General features: G+C 62.8%; 20 protein-coding genes. 4 read left to right on the plus strand and 16 right to left on the minus strand.

From position 1 onward, the window contains the following. Positions 1-18 precede the first annotated feature (18 nt). Positions 19-723 carry a helix-turn-helix transcriptional regulator gene (locus AC1DYW_RS03015; protein WP_477225067.1) on the minus strand — a complete coding sequence of 235 codons (705 nt, stop codon included), beginning with the start codon at positions 721-723 and terminating at the stop codon, positions 19-21. Positions 724-850: 127 nt separating this feature from the next. Here AC1DYW_RS03015 and AC1DYW_RS03020 point away from each other — a divergent pair, with 127 nt between their 5' ends. Continuing rightward, the gene (locus tag AC1DYW_RS03020; RefSeq protein WP_477225068.1) at positions 851-1,486 is read left to right on the plus strand and encodes a LysE family translocator; all 636 of its coding nucleotides are present in this window, start codon (positions 851-853) and stop codon (positions 1,484-1,486) included. A gap of 45 nt (positions 1,487-1,531) precedes the next feature. Here the strand turns inward: AC1DYW_RS03020 and AC1DYW_RS03025 are convergent, their stop codons facing one another. The 9 genes from AC1DYW_RS03025 to AC1DYW_RS03065 all read right to left on the minus strand — a co-directional run bounded on the left by AC1DYW_RS03025 (position 1,532) and on the right by AC1DYW_RS03065 (position 9,693). Beyond that, positions 1,532-2,611, minus strand: a complete 1,080-nt coding sequence (locus tag AC1DYW_RS03025; RefSeq protein WP_477225069.1) for a 3-deoxy-7-phosphoheptulonate synthase — start codon at positions 2,609-2,611, stop codon at positions 1,532-1,534. Positions 2,612-2,813: 202 nt separating this feature from the next. Next, the gene (locus AC1DYW_RS03030; protein WP_477225070.1) at positions 2,814-3,170 is read right to left on the minus strand and encodes a hypothetical protein; all 357 of its coding nucleotides are present in this window, start codon (positions 3,168-3,170) and stop codon (positions 2,814-2,816) included. Continuing rightward, positions 3,130-3,408 carry a type II toxin-antitoxin system Phd/YefM family antitoxin gene (locus AC1DYW_RS03035; protein ID WP_477225071.1) on the minus strand — a complete coding sequence of 93 codons (279 nt, stop codon included), beginning with the start codon at positions 3,406-3,408 and terminating at the stop codon, positions 3,130-3,132. Before AC1DYW_RS03035 ends, AC1DYW_RS03030 begins: the two co-directional genes overlap by 41 nt. An 86-nt stretch (positions 3,409-3,494) precedes the next feature. Next, entirely contained in the window at positions 3,495-4,289 is a 795-nt protein-coding gene (locus tag AC1DYW_RS03040) for an SDR family oxidoreductase (protein ID WP_477225072.1), read from the minus strand. 26 nt (positions 4,290-4,315) lie between these two features. Next, on the minus strand, positions 4,316-5,317 hold the full coding sequence (gene iolG, locus AC1DYW_RS03045) for an inositol 2-dehydrogenase (RefSeq protein ID WP_477225073.1): 1,002 nt from the start codon (positions 5,315-5,317) through the stop codon (positions 4,316-4,318). Between the two features lie 112 nt (positions 5,318-5,429). Continuing rightward, complete coding sequence (locus AC1DYW_RS03050) at positions 5,430-6,197, minus strand: ATP-binding cassette domain-containing protein (RefSeq protein ID WP_477225074.1); 768 nt, start codon at positions 6,195-6,197, stop codon at positions 5,430-5,432. Positions 6,198-6,199: 2 nt separating this feature from the next. Beyond that, a complete protein-coding gene (locus tag AC1DYW_RS03055) occupies positions 6,200-7,276 on the minus strand; it encodes an ABC transporter permease (protein ID WP_477225075.1) in 1,077 nt (358 codons plus the stop codon). 98 nt (positions 7,277-7,374) lie between these two features. Then, positions 7,375-8,316, minus strand: coding sequence for a sugar ABC transporter substrate-binding protein (locus AC1DYW_RS03060; protein WP_095083253.1), 942 nt, complete (start codon positions 8,314-8,316; stop codon positions 7,375-7,377). A gap of 345 nt (positions 8,317-8,661) precedes the next feature. Continuing rightward, entirely contained in the window at positions 8,662-9,693 is a 1,032-nt protein-coding gene (locus AC1DYW_RS03065) for a LacI family DNA-binding transcriptional regulator (protein ID WP_477225076.1), read from the minus strand. A gap of 167 nt (positions 9,694-9,860) precedes the next feature. Between AC1DYW_RS03065 and AC1DYW_RS03070 the strand changes: the two genes are divergently transcribed. From AC1DYW_RS03070 to AC1DYW_RS03080, 3 genes are read left to right on the plus strand one after another with little or no spacing between them, the layout of a single operon-like run. Then, the gene (locus AC1DYW_RS03070; RefSeq protein ID WP_477225077.1) at positions 9,861-10,949 is read left to right on the plus strand and encodes a fatty acid desaturase family protein; all 1,089 of its coding nucleotides are present in this window, start codon (positions 9,861-9,863) and stop codon (positions 10,947-10,949) included. Positions 10,950-10,983: 34 nt separating this feature from the next. After that, a complete protein-coding gene (locus AC1DYW_RS03075) occupies positions 10,984-11,298 on the plus strand; it encodes a MocE family 2Fe-2S type ferredoxin (RefSeq protein WP_095083246.1) in 315 nt (104 codons plus the stop codon). Positions 11,299-11,303: 5 nt separating this feature from the next. Continuing rightward, positions 11,304-12,533 carry an NAD(P)/FAD-dependent oxidoreductase gene (locus AC1DYW_RS03080; RefSeq protein ID WP_477225078.1) on the plus strand — a complete coding sequence of 410 codons (1,230 nt, stop codon included), beginning with the start codon at positions 11,304-11,306 and terminating at the stop codon, positions 12,531-12,533. 53 nt (positions 12,534-12,586) lie between these two features. Here AC1DYW_RS03080 and AC1DYW_RS03085 read toward each other — a convergent pair whose 3' ends face one another. From AC1DYW_RS03085 to hslV, 6 genes are all read right to left on the minus strand, one after another. Beyond that, positions 12,587-13,546 (minus strand): DUF1402 family protein, encoded by a 960-nt coding sequence (locus tag AC1DYW_RS03085; protein WP_477225079.1) that lies wholly within the window; start codon positions 13,544-13,546, stop codon positions 12,587-12,589. Between the two features lie 232 nt (positions 13,547-13,778). Continuing rightward, positions 13,779-15,092: an ATP-dependent protease ATPase subunit HslU gene (gene hslU, locus AC1DYW_RS03090; protein ID WP_095083240.1), complete on the minus strand. Its 1,314-nt coding sequence runs from the start codon at positions 15,090-15,092 to the stop codon at positions 13,779-13,781. A 4-nt stretch (positions 15,093-15,096) separates the two neighbouring features. Continuing rightward, positions 15,097-15,696, minus strand: a complete 600-nt coding sequence (locus AC1DYW_RS03095) for a DUF2585 domain-containing protein (protein ID WP_477225080.1) — start codon at positions 15,694-15,696, stop codon at positions 15,097-15,099. Further along, positions 15,693-16,901, minus strand: a complete 1,209-nt coding sequence (locus AC1DYW_RS03100; protein ID WP_477225081.1) for a hypothetical protein — start codon at positions 16,899-16,901, stop codon at positions 15,693-15,695. The genes AC1DYW_RS03095 and AC1DYW_RS03100 overlap by 4 nt, the downstream gene beginning before the upstream one ends. Next, on the minus strand, positions 16,898-17,413 hold the full coding sequence (locus AC1DYW_RS03105; RefSeq protein ID WP_457150062.1) for a GNAT family N-acetyltransferase: 516 nt from the start codon (positions 17,411-17,413) through the stop codon (positions 16,898-16,900). Before AC1DYW_RS03105 ends, AC1DYW_RS03100 begins: the two co-directional genes overlap by 4 nt. Next, positions 17,403-17,954 carry an ATP-dependent protease subunit HslV gene (gene hslV, locus AC1DYW_RS03110; RefSeq protein ID WP_095084319.1) on the minus strand — a complete coding sequence of 184 codons (552 nt, stop codon included), beginning with the start codon at positions 17,952-17,954 and terminating at the stop codon, positions 17,403-17,405. The genes AC1DYW_RS03105 and hslV overlap by 11 nt, the downstream gene beginning before the upstream one ends. Positions 17,955-18,093 lie beyond the last annotated feature (139 nt).

The raw sequence follows: 18,093 nt of genomic DNA on the forward strand, positions 1-18,093 counted from the left end.
GCTTCGCGATGGATCGCCTCAGTTGCTTGCGGCCTGGGCGACGTTCGTCTCCCACCCATTCACCCAGACCTGCCGCAAGCGATCGCCTTCGCCCTTGAACCGTAGCCCCGTCGCCTGGCAATCCTCGATCCGGTCGCTGCGGAAATTGCGGATCGCCTGGCGCAACTCGCACCAGGCGACGATGTTGGCGGTTTCGGCGTAATAGATCAGCGCAATCGGGCGGATGAGGCGCTCGGAGGCGCGGCCATGCTCGTCGCGATAGGACAGGTCGAGCTTCTCCTCGTCGCGGATGGCGCGGCGCACCAGCGCCAGGTCGACCGCACCAACCGAGGGCGCGGCGAACCCCCACGCATGCAACGCATTGGCATCGAACGTCTGGCGCAAGGGCGGCGGCACCGCGCCGGCGATCTTGGCGCTGACGCGCTTGGCCGCCTGCTTGAGTTCGCTGTCCCCCGTGCGCTCCAATAGTGCCAGCGACAGAACGATCGCCTCCATTTCCTCGATCGAAAACATCAGCGGCGGCAGGTCGAAGCCGGGGCGCAGGATGTAGCCGATGCCACGCCCGCCCTCGATCGGCACGCGCATCGCCTGAAGTGCTGCAATATCGCGATAGACGGAGCGGACCGTCACCTCCAGCTTTTCGGCCATCATCGCCGCCGTCACCGGCTGCCGCGCCAGCCGCACGATCTGGATGATCTCGAACAGCCGTGACGCCTTGCGCATTTCCTCACCCGCTCCGTGCGCAACTGACACTACATCGTCAGTAGGGCTGCCCTATACGACTGCCTATCGATTTGAAAATCAACACATTCCGCAGCGGCTTGGCCGGGCGAGGCGACAGGCAACTGACATGGGCTATGCGGAAAATCTCTGGCTGTTCTTCCTCCTCCTGTTCGGCATCATCATCGTGCCCGGCATGGACATGCTTTTCGTGCTTGCCAATGCGCTGACCGGCGGAGGCAACAGAGGCCTCGCCGCGACCGGCGGCATCATGCTGGGCGGCATGGTGCATACGCTGAACGGCGCTGTCGGCGTCGGCCTGCTGATGCATTTCGTGCCGGTCCTCTACAATCCGCTGCTGATTGCCGGCGCCGCCTACATGGCCTTTATCGGCCTGACGCTGATGCGCAGCTCGATCAAGGTCGGCGACGGGGGGCCTGCCGGCAGCCGCTCCGCATGGAAGGCATTTCGCCAGGGGCTGGTGATCTGCCTGATCAATCCCAAGGCCTATCTTTTCGTCTTTGCGGTCTATCCGCAATTTCTCAAGCCCGCCTATGGTCCGATCTGGATACAGGCGGCCGTCATGGGATTGATGACGGTGGCCGTGCAGTTTGCCGTCTATGGCGGGCTTGCCGTCACCGCCGGGCGCAGCCGCAACCTGGTGGTCGCCAATCCCCGGGCGACCGCATTTGCCGGCCGGGCGGCCGGATTGCTGCTGGTTGCGGTGTCGGTGCTGACCGCCTGGCAAGGTTTGAAGGCGGCGTGAATTCCAGGCCCGAGCCTGAAACACCGCCGCCTTATACCCGGCCTGTCAGGCTGCCCCTTGGCGGCTGTCGATCATGGCGCGGCGTGCCGAGCGCCGCCCCTCGACCGCGCCGGCAAGGCCGTGCAGCACCGTCTCGGTGGTCGCCCAGTCGATGCAGCCATCGGTGATGCTCTGGCCATAGACGAGCGGCTTGCCGGGCACCACGTCCTGCCGGCCGGCGACGAGGTTGCTCTCGATCATCAGGCCAATGATGCGCTCGTCGCCCGCCGCCACCTGGCCCGCCACGTCGGCCGCGACCTTGGGCTGGTTCTCCGGCTTCTTGGCCGAGTTGGCGTGGCTGACATCGATCATCAGCCGAGGTACGACGCCGATGCGGGCGAGTTCGACCGAGGCCGCCTCGACGCTCGCCGCGTCATAGTTGGGCTGAACGCCGCCGCGCAGGATGACGTGGCAGTCTTCATTGCCGGTGGTCGTCGCGATGCCGCTGCGCCCGCCCTTGGTCACCGCCATGAAATGGTGCGGCTGGGCGGCCGATTTCACCGCCTCGGCGGCGATCCGCAGATTGCCGTCGGTGCCGTTCTTGAAGCCGACCGGGCAGGACAGGCCCGATGCCAGCTCGCGGTGGATCTGGCTCTCGGTCGTGCGCGCGCCGATGGCGCCCCAGGCGACGAGGTCGGCAATGTATTGCGGCGTGGTCATGTCGAGGAATTCGGTCGCCGCCGGCAGGCCGAGATTGTTGACGGCGGAGAGCACGTTGCGCGCCATCCGCAGCCCCTTGTCGATGTTGAAGCTGCCGTCGAGGTCGGGATCGTTGATCAGGCCCTTCCAGCCGACCGTCGTGCGCGGCTTCTCGAAATAGACCCGCATCACGATCTCGAGCCGGTCGGACAGGGTCTCGCGCAGCGCCGCCAGACGGCTGGCATAATCGACGGCCGCGACCGGATCGTGGATCGAACAGGGACCGACGATGACGAGCAGTCGATCGTCGGTCCCGTTCAAAATGGCGTGGGTTGCATTGCGTGACGCGGCAACGGTGCGCGTCGCCGTCAGCGTGCGCGGGATCTCCCGCATCACCTGGTCCGGCGTACTTTCCTTGACCCGAAGGTCATCTGTGGTGGTCAACACGGCTTTCTGCTCCTGATTGGGAGACCTGCCGGCTGAAACAAAAAAGCCGCCAGGTCTGGCGGCTGTTCGGATTTTGATGCTGCAATCTTCAGATCGAGCGCAATCCTCCCGCCGCCAGCGAGCTCCTAAAGTACCAATACGTGGCGGTCAGGTTGATCATGAGGCTCATATAGTCGAAGCGGAGGCGTTTGTCACGTCCCCCTCAATTTGAAATGTGCTCGTGGCCCTGCGGAAACCAGATGCCGCGTCGAAACCAGTTGGCTCCACCCATATTGGGCACGACGTGATTTTGTTCGAGATCGTTCATGTCCTTGATGATCTCGATGCTGACAATTTTCTCGGCGGACCCGAAGGCAAGCGCGAAGAGTTGCAGGGCATCGGCTTCCGAGCGGGCGGTGATGCCGACACCAAGATGGCCGCTTAGCGTGATCCAATATGGATGCATCAGAGATTCTCTTGCCACGCTCGCGGCGCCGGCCTTGTCACCTCGGACAGGACATTCGTATCGAGCAACAGCCTCACAGCAGCGGGGCACGCGGTTCGTCGCGCTGACGCTCAAGGTCGAGATCGAGGCTGCGCAGCGGCGACTCCAGCAAGAACTCGGCAAGCGTACCCTTGCGCGCGGTCTTGCGCCGCCATTCCTCGGCCGAGACAACAACCACGCTTGGCTTGCCGTTTCTGGTGATCGTCTGCGGCGAAGCCTGCGCGCAATCGATAACCACCGAGAGCCGGGCTTTTGCCTCGGCGACCGTCCAGATGGCACCCACTTTTGGCACAGGCGGCATCTCGACCTCCATGACCTTCTGACCATCTTGACTATGCGGCAATGGCGATGTAGCGGCAACAGGAGCCGAGCTGTTTCTGGACGTCAGGCCAGTTGCTGCTACTCGCCGATCACTCCGGCGATGTTCTGGTCGTAGTCGACCAGCGACCCGGTCATGACGCCGGCCTGCGGGCTGATCATATAGGTGATCAGCCGGGCGAGTTGCGCCGGCTTGACCAGTTGCCCCATCGGCTGCGCGGCCTCGGCCTTCTCCAGCCAGTCGTCCGGCGCGTCGTGCCATTTCTTCTGCACGATCGCCTCGCCCTCGGTGTCCATCCAGCCGGGCAGCACCGCGTTGCAGCGGATGCGGTTCCCTCGATAGGAGCTGGCGACATTCTTGGTCAGCGTCATCAGTGCGCCCTTGCTGGTCGAATAGGGCGTCAGGAAGGACTGGCCGGCATGCGCCGACATCGACAGCACGTTGACGATCGACCCCGGCGCCTTGCGCTCCAGGAGGTGGGCGACCAGCCCCTGCATCAGGAAGAAGGGTCCACGCACATTGGTGTCGAAGATCTGGTCGAAAAGCTCTTCGCTCGTCTCGACCAGCGAACCGCGTGCCGACGTTGCGGCGGCATTGACCAGCGCGTTGATGGTGCCGAAATGCGAGATTGCGGTCGCGACCGCGCGCTTGCAGTCGGCGACCTTCGAGACGTCGGCGCTGATGAAGATCGCGTCGACGCCTGCTTTCTTGAAATGGGCGACGGCCTTGTCGCCCTTGTCCTGCGAGCGCCCGATGAGCGCCAGCGCCCGGCAGCCCTCGTCCGCCAGCGCCTCGGCGACGGCAAAGCCGATGCCTTGCGCGCCGCCGGTGACGATGGCGCGCGTTTCATGATTGCGACCGGCTGATGTGCTCATCGCTGGGCTCCTGTACCTGGTGTTCTTTACTTTGCCGTGTCGAGACGGATGGTCTTGCCTGACGTCGCCGACTTCAGCGCTGCATCGGCAAGCTTCAGCGCCACGAGCCCGTCGGCGCCGCTTGGCGCCGCCTTCTTGCCTGACGTCGCGGCCGTGATGAAGGCAGCGATCTCGTTGGCATAGGCGTCGAGGTAACGGGTCATGAAGAAATCATGCAGCGGCGGGCGCGTATAGCCCTTCTCGTTGGCCAGCTCGATCGAGACCGGGCGCTGGTTTTCGGCCGCGATCATGCCTTTCGAACCATGCACCTCGATGCGCTGGTCGTAGCCATAGGTGGCGCGGCGCGAGTTGGAGATGACGGCCTGCTTGCCGGAAGCGGTCTCGAGGATGACGCTGACGCTATCGTAGTCGCCGGCTTCGCCGATCTTCTTGTCGACCAGCACCGAGGCGTGCGCACTGACCGCCACCGGCTCTTCGCCGAGCAGGAAGCGCGCCATGTCAAAATCATGGATGGTCATATCGCGAAAAATGCCGCCCGAGCGCTTGATGTAGTCGATCGGCGGCGCACCCGGATCGCGCGAGGTGATGGTCACCATCTCGACGGTGCCGATGGCGCCGTCGTCGATCGCCTTGCGCACGGCGGCGAAATGCGGGTCGAAGCGCCTGTTGAAGCCGACCATCAGCGTTGCCTTGGCCTTCTCGACCACGGCCAGGCACTTCTCGACGCGCTTGACGTCGAGGTCGATCGGCTTCTCGCAGAAGATCGCCTTGCCGGCCTTGGCGAAACGCTCGATCAGGTCGGCATGGGTGTCGGTCGGCGTGCAGATGACGACGGCGTCGATGTCCTTGGACTTTTCGATGGCGTCGATGCTGCGCACCTCGGCGCCATAGGCCGTCGCCAGCTCGGTCGCCGCCTTCTCGAAGGCGTCGGCGACGGCAACCAGTTTGGCCTGCGGGTTGGAGCCGACGGCGCGGGCGTGGACCTTGCCGATGCGGCCGGCACCGAGGAGGGCGAAGCGGAGTACCATGGAATGTCCTTTGAGGATGGTTCGAAGCAAGGCGCCGGTCATGGGCGCGGGTGATGTTCCGGTCAAGACGACATCGACAGGAAGGCGGTGACCACCGCCTCCTTGCCCGGCCCTAGGCCGCGAGTTCCGCCTCTCCGGTCTTGGCACCGGTGATGTAGGAGACGATATCGTTTCCGTCGGTGTCCTGCTTGCGCAGGTTGGCGACGATGCGGCCGCGGCGGAAGACGACGATGCGGTCGCAAAGGTCGAACACCTGGCGCATGTTGTGGCTGATCAGGATCAGCGGCTCGCCATTATCCTTCAGCGTGCGGATGATGTTTTCGACCTGCGCGGTCTCCTGCACGCCAAGGGCTGCCGTCGGCTCATCCATGATGATGAGCTTGGAGGCGAAGGTCGCGGTCCGGGCGATCGCCACGCACTGGCGCTGGCCGCCCGACATGTGGCGGATGGTGTTGGACAGATTGGGGATCTTCACCGCGGTGCGGACCAGTGCCGCCTCGGTCGCCTTGCGCATGTATTTGCGGTCCAGGATCGAGAACGGCCCGAGATTGAACAGCACCTTTTCGCGCCCGAGGAACAGGTTCGACGGCACGTCGAGGTCGTCGGCCAGCGCCAGGTTCTGGAACACCGTCTCGATGCCCGCCTCGCGCGCCGCGATCGGCCCGGTGAAGTTCACCTCCTTGCCGTCGAACCAGATCTTGCCCTCGGTGCGTTGCTCGACGGCGGTGATCTGGCGCACGAAGGTCGACTTGCCGGCGCCGTTGTCGCCCATGATTGCGACGTGTTCGCCCTTGCGCAGCTCGAAGTTAGCGCCTTCCAGCGCATGCACGCCGCCATAGCGCTTGGTCAGGTTTTCGGTCTTCAGGACGATGTCTGCCATGATCAAGCCCTCATTGCCCTAAGGCGTTGACGCCACTGGTCGAGAACGACTGCGCCGACGATGATCACGCCCTTGACCATCTCCTGGTAGTAGGCGTCGAGGCGCAGGAAGGTGAAGCCGGAGATGATGACGCCGAAGATCAGCGAGCCGATCACCGTGCCGACGATCGAGCCGCGGCCGCCCGACAAGGAGACGCCGCCGATCACCGCCATGGCGATCGCGTCGAGTTCGTACATCACGCCCATGCCCGACTGCGCGGTGAGGTTCTTGGAGCTCAGCACCACGGCGGCGAGCGCGGCGAGCACGCCGGCGATGACGTAGACGAGGATCTTGTGGTTGGCGATCTTGATGCCGGACATGCGCGCGGCGTCCTCGTTGGAGCCGATCGCGTAACAGTGCTTGCCGTACCGGGTGTAGGTCATGATCAGCTGGAACAGCACGGCCAGCGACAGGAAGATGATGACCGGCATCAGGCCTTTGCCGATTGCCGCGAAACTGTCGGTGGGAAACGAGATCGGCTGTCCCTTGGACCACCATTTGGCGATGCCACGCGCCGTCACCATCATGCCGAGCGTGGCGATGAATGGCGGAATGCGCGTGTAGGCGATCAAGGCGCCGTTGACCAGGCCGGCGAACAGCCCGCAGCTGATCGCGACCAGCAGCGGCACGATGACAGGCAGGTCGGTCCAGCCTTGCGCGAGGAACATCGCCTTGGGGTTGGGATTGCCGTTGACGGTCGCCACCTGGGCAAAACTCATGGCGATCATTGCGGTCGCGCCGACGATCGAACCCGAGGACAGGTCGATGCCGCCGGTGATGATCACTTGCGTCACGCCGATGGCAATGATGCCGACGATCGACACCTGCAGGATGATGATCTGCAGGCGTGCCTCGTTGAAGATCGCGCTGACGTCGCTGCGGGTGTTGAACAGGAAGCTGTCGCCGAGGAAGATCCGGCCGATCAGTTCGAAGACGACGACGAGGATGACAAGCGCCAGGAAAACGTTGATTTCGGCAGGCCACGCGCGCTTCTTCGCGTCGTAGCCGACCCCGCCGACGCCATGAGATGTCTGTGCCAAATCTTCTATCCTCCGTCAGCAGCGGTCGCCCTCGCTGCCTTGCCGGCGCTGAGGGAAAGGGGAGCGGCGCTCTGTGCGCCGCTCCTTATGTCCGCTGCTCAGTTCTTCTTCAGGAACTTGTCGATGTTCGCAGGCGTCACCAGCTGGAAGGGGACGTAGACCTTGTGTTCGACCTTCTCGCCCTTGGACAGTTTCAACGCCGCGTCCAGCGCGCCCGCGCCCTGGCCGGCCGCGTCCTGGAACACGGTTGCGTCAAGGTCGCCCGCCTGCATCGCTGCAAGCGCGTCCTGGGTGGCGTCGACGCCGCCGACCACGACCGACTTCATGTCGATGTTGGCGGCCTTCATGGCCTGGATGGCGCCGATGGCGCTCTCGTCATTGTTGGCGATGACGCCATCGAACGGCTTACCGGTCGACAGCCAGTTGGTCATCAGGTTCTGGGCCTCGTCGCGGTTCCAGTTCGACGTCTGCTTGTCGATGATCTTGATGAAGCTGCAATCCGGCGTGGCGATCACCTCTTCAATATCCTTGGTGCGCTGCACGGCGGCCTGGTTGGACAGCTCGCCCATGATCACATAGACATTGGCTTCCTTCTTGCCGGCTTCCTTGAACAGGCGGCAGACTTCCTTGGTCTCGAGCGTGCCGGAATCGGCCTCGTTCGAAGCGACGAAGGCCTGGTTTTCCGGCAGCTTGTCGACATTGACCGGTTCGCGGTTGACGTAGACCAGTGGGATCTTGGCGGCCGCCGCGGCGTCCGACATTGCCTGCGTGGCCGAGGTGTCGACCGGATTGACGATGATCGCGTCGACGCCGGAGGCGGCGAAGTTCTTGATCTGGTCAAGCTGCTTGGCGACGTCGTTCTGCGCGTCCTCGACCTGCAGCTCCACGCCACTCATGCCCTTGGCCTGCTCGATCATGCCGTTGCGCAGCACGGTCAGGAAGTTGTCGTCGAACTTGGCCATCGATACGCCGACCTTGGCGGCCATGGCGGATGAACTCATCAGCGCCGCGAAAGCGACGCCCAAAATCAGTTTCTTCATTGTGTTTCTCCTCCACATATTGGTGTCCGGTTGCACCGATCTATCCGGAATCCCCGATCTCCCCGGGGAATCTCTCCCGATGTTATTTCTGTCCCGGGTGACGTTTCCCGTTTGCTGGAACGTCAAACCATCTGTTTGAAACAGATGTTCCGGAACGAAAGAACCAAAATATATAGCTGGTGAAATATTTATTCCATTTTGCCTCCGGACGTCAAGGGAGATTCCAAAACCGGATGCGCGAATTTCGGATGATGGGCGCCTGCCACCTGTCACCAGCCCGACGATCAGCCGGGGCCTTCGCAAGCGTCGTCAAAGGCACCTCGGCCGAACCCGAAGGTCGAGAGCCTAGATGTTCTCGGGCAGATAGATGTCGAACGGCAGGAAGGTCTGGCCCGGAGCGTTCGCGGCGCCCGTTTCGATAGCATGTGCCATCAGATCGACCAGCTCGCGGCACAGCGCTGCCAGCGGCGTCGAGATCACCATCGTCAGGACGCCGTCCGCCAGGGCTGAACGCGATATGGCTGTGATCTCGTTGCAGATGACCGCGGGCATTTCGGCCGGCTTTGCTTGCCTGAGCGCGGCGACCGCGCCCTCCATACCGCCGCCGGCGACATAGCAGCCGACGAGATCGGGGTGGCGGCCGAGAAGGTCGAGCAGCGTGTCCTGCGTGATCTGGTTGGCTTCCAGGTTGACCAATGTCTCAAGCAAGGTGAATTCCGGCGCTTGCTCGCGAAAGAAGGAGCGAAAGCCGATCTCGCGCAACTCATGGCCATGGAAGCGATGGCTGCCGACGAACAGCGCGACCTTGCCCGGCCGTTTGGCGGCCTTCGAAACCATCCAGGCGGCGGTGCGGCCGACCTTGCGGTTGTCGAGGCCGACATAGCCCTCGCGAATGCCGGCGGCGAAGTCGGACAGCAGGGAAAACACGGGCAGCCCTTTCGCCTTCATCTCCTCGACGGCAACCGTCAGGGTCGGGTGATCCGGCCCGACCAAGGCAACGGCCCTGCATTTGGCCGCCAGCCTGCGCGCGCGTTCGACGATTTCATCGGGGGCCAGCGAGTCCGCGAAGTCGATGATGGCGACACCTCGGAAACGCGGCGACCGCGACACGGCGAGTTCAAGCTCGCGGGCGAACTCGCTGTAGAAGACATAATTGCCCTTGAGCAACAGGAAACCCAGCCGGTACTCCGGCAATTCATGGCGCATCCGCTGCTTGATCAGGCCGGCGGCGTGATAGCCGATCTCGGTTGCCGCCTCGTAGACGCGGCGTGCCGTGTCCTCGCGCACCGGCAGGCGGCTGTTGAGCACACGGTCCACCGTGGCAACGCTGACACCGGAGATGCGCGCCAGATCGGTGATGGTCGGCCGTTTTGCCATGCTTGCCTCATCGGATTGCTTGGCCCCGTCTTACATCATTCTGATAGGAAATGATAGAAACTATCTTTGTGATGTTGAGTCTAATCATGCGTCGGCGCTATTTTCAGCCTCGAAGCGTAGGAATATCGGGCATTCGCCTGGCGAATGCCCTGCCGAGGGAGGCAACCATGTCCACAGCGCCGTCCCGGCGTGACTACAGCCTGATCGGCCGCGACGCCAAGCTCGCCGTCGAGACCGGCCTGTCGGCGGCCGAGTGGTATCACACCGAGATCCCCCGCAAGCAGATGAAGGAGCTGATGCAGCGCTCCGACGGACCGGCGATCCGCGATACCATCATCTGGCTCGCCGCCCTGATCCTCAGCGGCGCCGGCGCCGCCTGGTTCTGGGGCACATGGTGGTGCGTGCCGTTCTTCTTCGTCTACGGCGTGCTCTACGGCTCATCCACCGATTCACGCTGGCATGAATGCGGCCACGGCACCGCCTTCCGGACGCAGTGGATGAATGATGTGGTCTACCAGATCGCCTGCTTCATGATCATGCGCAATCCGGTGACCTGGCGCTGGAGCCACACGCGCCACCACACCGACACCATCATCGTCGGCCGCGACCCGGAAATCTCGGTCATGCGGCCACCGGACCTGGCTCGCGTCGTCCTTGCCTTTGTCGGTGTGCTCGATGCCTGGCATGCGATGAGCGACATGCTGCGCAACGCGGCCGGCAACATCAGCGCGGCCGAAAAGACCTTCATTCCTCAACAGGAGCAGCCAAGGGCAATCCGCTTCGCCCGCATCTGGACGGCGATCTATGCCACCACCATCGCACTGGCGCTCTATACCGGTTCGTTCCTGCCCCTGATGTTGGTCGGCCTGCCCAGGCTCTATGGCGCCTGGCATCACGTCATGGTCGGGCTGTTGCAGCATGGCGGCCTGGCCGACAACGTCACCGACCACCGCCTCAACAGCCGCACCGTCTACATGAACCCGATCAGCCGATTCATCTATTGGAACATGAACTACCATGTCGAGCATCACATGTTTCCGATGGTGCCGTACCACGCGCTGCCGAAGCTGCATGAGCTGATCAAGCACGATTTGCCGGCGCCGACGACGTCGATCCTGGCCGGCTATCGCGAGATGATCCCAACCTTCCTGCGCCAGTTGCGCAACGAAGACTATTTCCTCAAGCGCGAGCTGCCGCCCACCGCCAGGCCATATCGCGAAGAATTCCACAACGATGCCGTCGCGGCGGCGGAGTGATCGTGCGGCTATCCGATTTCCACGGGAGGACTGAATGAGCGACTGGGTCGAGGCCTGTGCCGCAGGTGATATCGATGAAGAGGATGTGATGCGCTTCGATCATGGCGGCCGCACCTTCGCCATCTATCGCAGCCCGGACGATGACTATTTCGCCACCGACGGTCTATGCACCCACGAAAAGGTGCATCTCGCCGACGGCCTGGTGATGGACGACATCATCGAATGCCCCAAGCACAATGGCCGTTTCAACTACAAGACGGGGGACGCCCGCGGCGCGCCGGTATGCGTCAATCTCAGGACCTATCCGGTCAAGGTCGACGCCGGCAAAGTCCTCATCCAGATCGGATAACTGGTATGACACGAGGGATGGTCATCATCGGGGCCGGCGAATGCGGCGGGCGGGCAGCCTTGGCGTTGCGCGATCTCGGCTATGACGGTCCGGTGACACTGGTCGGCGACGAACCGCATCTGCCCTACGAGCGCCCGCCTCTGTCCAAGGAGGCGATGGCCAGCGAGGCGCCCGAAATCAAGGCGATTGCCAGTGATGAGTTGCTGGCTGAAAAATCGATCCACCATATCCATTCCGTCCAGGCCGTTGCGATCGACCCTGCGGCGCATATTGTGCGTCTGTCGGACGGTTCGGCCCTGCCTTACGACAAGCTGCTGCTCGCCACAGGTTCGACCCCGCGCAAGCTGCCGATGCCGGGATTGGGTTCGCGCTGCGTCTATCTCCGCACCTTCGCCGATGCGCTGGCCATTCGCGCCCATCTCAGCCCCGGCAAGCGTATCGCCATTGTCGGCGGCGGCTTCATCGGCCTCGAACTCGCCGCCGCGGCCCGCAAGCTCGGCGCTACGGTCACCGTCATCGAGGCGCAACCGCGCATCCTAATGCGCGGCGTGCCGGCCGAGATCGCCGAAATCATCCATGCTGCACATGTCGCCGAGGGCGTCGACATTCTGTGCGGCAACGGCATCGCATCCATCGTCGACGACGGCCAAGAGGTTCGCGTGACGCTTGCCGGCGGACGGGAGATATCAGCCGATCTCGCCGTTATCGGCATCGGCGCCGTGCCGGTGACCGGGCTGGCCGCCGAAGCAGGCCTGACGATCGACAACGGCATCGCCGTCGATGCCGAGCTACGCAGCAGCGATCCCGACATCTTTGCCGCCGGCGATTGCTGTTCGTTTCCGCTCGCCGTCTATGGTGGCCGCCGCGTGCGGCTGGAAGCCTGGCGCAATGCCCAGGAACAGGGCGCTCTGGCGGCAAGGAACATGCTGGGTGCCGGCGAGGCGCATGCGGCGGTGCCGTGGTTCTGGTCGGATCAATATGGTCTGTCCCTGCAGATCGCGGGGCTTTCCGACGAAGGCCGCAGCGTCGTGCGCCGCGATCTCGGCGACGGCGCCTTTATCCTCTTCCATCTGGGCGAAGACGGCAGGCTGGTGGCGGCCAGCGGCATCGGTCCCGGCAATGCGGTCGCCCGCGACATCAGGCTCGCCGAAATGCTGATCGGCAAACGGGCGAAACCGGCGCCGGAAGCCCTCAGCTCGCAGGCCATCAAGCTGAAGTCGTTGCTGGCGGCGTAGCGGAAGCTTCGGTGCAGGACGTCGGTTCCGGCTCAAAAGCCTGAAACCGCACCTTAGAAAAGCGCCTTCAGCTCCGGCAGCTTGTCGTTGACCAGCCAGCCGTAATAATTCTCCTCGGGCAGCTTTTCAGGCTCGCCGGCGGCGCGGCGCCTGTCATTCTCCGCCTTCAGCGCTTCGGCGCGCTGCTCCGGATTGCCGACATTGTAGAGCGTGGCCGTGAGCCCCGGATTTCCCGAAATGTCGAAGCCGGCAATGTTCTTGTAGGCGTCGATCGATTTCCGGATCGTCGCCGCGACGTAAGGCAGCGTCAGGTCGGGATCCATGATGGTCTTGTAGACCGAGTTGGGATCGGCGACGTCGAGCTTCGGCAAGCCCGAAACCTTGTGCACGAGATCGCTCATCTGCAAGGCCGTCAGCGGGTTGAGCTGGCCGAGGCCGAAGGTCTGGCCGGCATAGTAGGGCTGGAAGAAGGTGGCGCCGAAACGGTCGTCCGGGAAACTCTCGCCACCGACGCTTTTGCCGCGAAACGAATGGTTCCACACCTGCTCGCGGCATTCCCACAGATCATAGCTGTCCGGAACCCCAGCGCATTTCTTGAATTCCGGCCGCTGCACGAAATCGGTGATGTCCTCGCCGTCATAGGCGAAGGTCAGCTTGCTGGAGAGATAGGAAATCGCCTTGACGTAGTAGGTCTGCAGCCGGTCGTAGGCGTCGACATTGTAGGTGTGCTCGCCGACGATGGCGCCGACAATGTGCAGGGGATCAATGCCGTAGGCCGCGGCGGCCTTCTTGATCTTGCCGCGCAGATCGGCGTCGTTCTTCAGCAAGGCGTAGACCTTGCGATACTTCGCCTGGAAGGTGGTGTTGGTGGCCTGCGTGCGCCGGCTCGAAGCGCCGGGAATATCCGGCTGCTCGGCGTTGCGGTTTCCTGGCGGCACCAATGTCGCCGCATCGGCGGCGAACAGCGTCGCAGCCAGCGTCAAGCCGAGAATGCCCAGGATCAGTTTTTTCATGCGCCGCCGCCTGCAGATGTTGCCGCGCAAACTAGGTAGTGCTCTCTCTCGAGTCGAGAGCGCCCCATCCGGCGGCAAGACGAAAGGTGGCCAGATGGTGCCATCTGGCCACACATGATTCTGTTTGCCGGACTGTGTTGCAATGCATCGGCCCAAAAATCGGTATCGATTCTTGGAAAGCATGATGCTTCACTTTGAAGAAGCCGGCGCCGGAGTGACCCGGCGCCGTCCTTTAAAGGATGAATCGCGACAAATCTGTGTTTCTGGAGAGGTCGCCGACATGCTTTTCCACATAGGCGGCGTCGATGGTGACCGCAGTACCGTTGCGGTCGGGCGCGTCATAGGAGATCTCGTCCAGCACCCGCTCCATCACTGTCTGCAGCCGCCTTGCACCGATATTCTCAACGCTGGCATTGAGGTCGACGGCGATGCCGGCCAGCGAATCGATGGCGTCGTCGGTGAAGGTCAGGTCGACGCCTTCGGTCTTCATCAGGGCGATATACTGCTTGATCAGGCTGGCTTCGGTCTCGGTCAGGATGCGGACGAAATCGTCCTTCTCCAGCGCCCGCAATTCGACGCGGATCGGCAAGCGGCCCTGCAATTCCGGCAACAGGTCCGACGGCTTCGAGACATGGAACGCCCCGGAGGCGATGAACAGGATGTGGTCGGTCTTCAACGGCCCATATTTGGTCGCCACCGTGGTGCCTTCGATCAGCGGCAGCAGGTCGCGCTGCACGCCTTCGCGGGAAACGCCGGCGCCCATACCACCTTCACGCGACGCGATCTTGTCGATCTCGTCGAGGAAGACGATGCCGTCATTCTCCGTCGCGTCCAGCGCCCGGCGCACCACCTCCTCCTGGTCGAGCAGCTTGTCGGACTCGTCGCCGACCAGCAGCGCGTAGGATTCCTTGACCGTCGTCTTGCGCGTCTTGGTCTTCTTGCCGCCCATCGCCTTCGACAGCATGTCGTTGATGTTCAGCACGCCGATATTGGCGCCCGGCATGCCGGGAATCTCGAAGCCGGGCATGCCGCCATTGCCGGTGTCGGCTACTTCGATCTCGATCTCCTTGTCGTCGAGTTCGCCGTCGCGCAGCTTCTTGCGGAAGCTGTCGCGCGTCGCCGGGCTCGCCGTCTTGCCGACCAGCGCCTCCAGCACGCGTTCCTCGGCGTTGATGTGGGCGCGTGCCTTGACGTCCTCGCGCATCTTCTCGCGCACCAGGCCGATGGCGATCTCGACCAGGTCGCGGATGATCTGTTCGACATCGCGGCCGACATAGCCGACTTCGGTGAACTTGGTTGCCTCGACCTTGACGAAAGGCGCCCCGGCAAGGCGCGCAAGGCGACGTGAAATCTCGGTCTTGCCGACGCCCGTCGGCCCGATCATCAGGATGTTCTTCGGCATCACCTCTTCGCGCATCTGGCCTTCCAACTGCTGGCGGCGCCAGCGGTTGCGCAGGGCGATGGCCACGGCGCGCTTGGCGTCCTTCTGGCCGATGATGAAGCGGTCGAGTTCCGAAACGATTTCGCGGGGGGAGAATGTGCTCATATCACTAAATTCCACTTTGCCACTGCTTGATGGCCTCGAACGGATGCAGCAGCATGATCACGTTGAGTGTCAGATTGTCCCGGATGAGATAGCCGGTACCGAGTTCAAAGATGATGGCGAGGTTGACGATCACCCATATAGGTAGCCTTCGCGCCATCACAAATCCAAGCACCATGGCCAGTGTGTCGGACACCGAATTGATGATGCTGTCGCCGTAATAGTTGAGCGAGATCGTGCCGGCGCGGTAGCGCTCGATGATGAACGGGCTGTTTTCCAGCAACTCCCAGCCGCCTTCGATGAGGACCGCGAATGCCAGCCTCAAGCCGATCGGCGAACGCGGAAACAGGAACCGCGCCAGCGTATAGAACAGGAAGCCGTGGATGATGTGCGAGAACGTGTACCAGTCCGAAATGTGCTGGGAGTTCTCGGAACTGTTCACCACGCCGTGCCAGAGCTTGACGTAACCGCAGGTGCAGATCGGCGGATGACCCATGCCGTAAAGGGCTCCGGCCTGGAAGATGAGCAGGGCCAGCACAAGCAGCAGCCCCATTCGCCAGCTGTCTTCATAGGCCGAGTAGCTGTTGTCGTCGCCCGATGCATTCATGCCCTATTGCCTCTCTTCCGCGTCGCCGTCTCGACCATCACAAAGCCCGTCACGCCTTCAGCGGCGGTAGCCGGCGGATCACGGCCGCAGGCAAGGTGGGTTTGACGACAATCCGCCGGATACGCTGCCAGCCAGCCCCGAACACAATAATCAGCGCGCCGACAACGACCAGGATCAAGGCAAAAGGCGGGACGCCCGTCGAATCGGAGGCGGAATTCACCAGATAATAGATGCCCAGCGAGCCGAAGTAAGCCAACGTAGGAACCAGAAGCGAACGGCGGTCTATGCGCGACATAGAGGAAGCCAAGGATCAGGATCGTCAGCATAATGGTTGCATTGGCGTCAGGTGCGATATGTCCGAATACGACGTTCTGGCCGGTTGCCATGATAAAGAGCGGATGCACCAGCATGGGCGCCGAGACGACATGCAGCCAGAAAGCGCAATCGGACCAGATCTTGCGTCGATCCCTATCGTAAATGTCAAAAGCTACACCCGTTGCGAACACGATCAGGCCGCAGATCAGCGGCATGTAAAGTGCCGCTCGGAGCAATTCGGGAACATCCTCAAGGCGCGGCGGCGCAATCGCGCCCGTTGTCACACTGTCATAGAGGATTATCGCCGTTTGCAGGAAGGCAAGCAGTGTGAACGCGATGGCGATAGCCCCGGCAATGATGGGGACGCGAAAGCGCCAGAAATAGATCGCCGCCGCGATTATTCCTCCGCCCAGGAACAGATATCCGGCCCGGGACGCCGTCTGGCGCAACGCCAATAGCTGCCAGATAGTCTCCGGCTTGCGTATGCCGAAGCTGGCCTCCACTTGTAGCGCCAGAGCGACCAGAATGGCGGTCATGAAAATCAGCGCAAGCACGGACGACGATAATTTCATCCGGTGCTGACGCGTGACAATTTCGGCGAGCCCCCAGGCGAAAACCGCGAGGATGCCAGCGATCCAGAATGTCTGGCCTGGAAGCAAGGTGGTGAGGACAAAGAAGAAGCCGGCGCTGAGCAGGACTGTTCCCACGGTGACGAACAGATCGTTGCCGCCGCCGACCAGCCGCAGGTTTTCCTCGTCACCATCGTCATCGGCGCGCCTGCCCTCGGGGGTGAGAGCGACGGCGCGTTCCATGACCTCCAGCTGATCCCGCGTGATTTGCGAGATCAGACCTGCTGCGACTGCCTTGTCGAGTGTTTCAGCGCTGATCAACCGGCCTCCTGTGGTGCTTCGCGCGCCATCATCAGGGCTGGCCCGTATTCCGTTGTCCGGGTGTCAAAGGCGACAAAGCCGGCTTTCTCATAAGCGCGGATCGCTGGTGCATTGTTAGGATGCGGGTCGATGATGACGCGCGGCACGCCTTCCTCGAACAGCTGCTCGACGAATTGCCGCACGATCGCCGAGCCGTGGCCGAGGCCGATCAGCTCCGGCAGGCCGATCGACAGGTCGATGCCGAGTGTGCCGAACGGCTGGTCGGCATAGGGGTGGTCGTCTTCCAGATGCGGGTCGTAGCTCTGCAGGTAGGCGATCGGCTTGCCGTCGAGTTCGACGATCAGCGGCTCGACGGAAATGCTGTCGATATGGTCGCGAATCTCGGCGATTTCCGTCTCGGGGTCGTCCCACCACTGCGCGACATGCGGCTCGGCGAGCCAGCCGGCGATCATCGGCAGGTCCTTCTCGGTCACCGGCCGAAAATCATAAAGGATGGCCGGATCAACCGGCATCGAGCGTTTCGACGACGAAGTTGTTGTTGGTGTACACGCAGATGTCGGACGCGATCTGCATCGCCTTGCGGGCGATCTCCTCCGCGTCCTTGTCGGTGTCCATCAGCGCGCGTGCGGCGGCCAGCGCGTAGTTGCCGCCGGAGCCGATGGCCATGACGCCATATTCGGGTTCGAGCACGTCGCCGGTGCCGGTCAGCGCCAGTGAGGTCGACTTGTCGGCAACCAGCATCATTGCTTCCAGCCGGCGCAGGTAGCGGTCGGTACGCCAGTCCTTGGCGAGCTCGACACAGGCGCGCGTCAGCTGGTCGGGATATTGTTCGAGCTTGGCTTCCAGCCGCTCCAGCAGCGTGAAGGCATCGGCGGTAGCGCCGGCGAAACCGGCAATCACATTGCCGCCCTTGCCAATGCGGCGCACTTTCTTGGCGTTGCCCTTCATGATGGTCTGGCCAAGGCTGACCTGGCCGTCGCCGGCAATCACCACCTTGTTGCCCTTGCGCACCGTCACGATGGTCGTGGCGTGCATGGTCAGATTATCAGACATTTCCTGGCTCCGATTCGCGCCATCCCAAAAGGCGATTGGCGCGGTACGAGTGACTTGATCGGCCATATGTATGCATGGGCCCGGTGATTGCAAACGGCTCGATAGCGACCCGGATGGCAACTGGCAATCGCCGGATCAT

The organism is Mesorhizobium sp. P2_D5 (assembly GCF_056404355.1).